The 951-nt window shown below is 59.1% G+C and carries 1 pseudogene; it reads left to right on the top strand.

Annotated elements, in window-relative coordinates:
• Nucleotides 1-18 precede the first annotated feature (18 nt).
• Nucleotides 19-921: pseudogene (locus IOC61_RS16290) on the top strand (IS3 family transposase); the annotation flags it as partial.
• Nucleotides 922-951 lie beyond the last annotated feature (30 nt).

Below are 951 nucleotides of genomic sequence, written 5' to 3'. Positions count from 1 at the left end.
GGAAGAGCTTGAAATCGCAAAAAAAGCCGCGGTGTACTTCGCGAAAAGCCTGAAGTGAAGTACGCCTTCATTGAGCAGCATCGTCAGGCCTTCAGCATTCAACGGATGTGTGCGTTTCTCGGCGTCGCCCGCAGCGGCTACTACGTCTGGCGACGACGGGGAGGTGAGCCTTCTCCCCGCCGGCGCCGACAAGCGATCACCGATCAGCGCGTGGCTCAGGCTTTTCATCAGGGTAAGGGACGTTCAGGCGCTCCCAGGCTGACCCATGACCTGAACGATGCTGGCGTCGCCATCTGCCGCAATGCCGTCGCTGTCAGCCTGCGTCGGCAGAACCTGAGGGCGAAAGCCGCTCGCAAATTCAAGGCCACCACGAATTCACGCCATGGCCTGCCAGTCGCACCGAATCTGCTGGAGCAGGACTTCAGCGCTACGGCACCGAACCAGAAATGGGTAGGCGACATCACTTACCTGGCAACAGGAGAAGGCTGGCTCTACCTGGCGGTGCTGATTGACCTGTATTCACGCAAGGTGATTGGCTGGGCGATGAGCGAGCGCATGACCGCTGACCTGGTCAGCGACGCCCTCCAGATGGCGCTGTGGAGCCGCAAGATGCCCAAGGGAGTCATCGTGCATAGCGATCGCGGTAGCCAGTATTGCTCGTCCCTATACCAGTTGTTGCTGATCCGACACGATCTCCGGTGCAGCATGAGCGCCAAGGGCAACTGCTACGACAATGCCTGCGCCGAGAGCTTCTTTCACAGTCTCAAGGTCGAAGCCATTCACGGCGAGCGATTCGCAACCCGGGAAGCCATGCGACGACAGGTGTTCGAGTACATTGAATTGGACTACAACCGGCAGCGCCGGCACAGTGCTATCGGGATGATCAGCCCGGAGGCCTTCGAAGCCCGAATGATCACTTAGATCGGTGTCCACCAATGCTGGGTAAGATCA

The sequence above is a fragment of the Halomonas sp. KAO genome (assembly GCF_015595025.1).
Lineage (GTDB): Bacteria > Pseudomonadota > Gammaproteobacteria > Pseudomonadales > Halomonadaceae > Halomonas.
The sequence above is the reverse complement of the archived record's forward strand: the minus strand, read 5'-3'. Positions and strand labels throughout refer to the sequence as shown.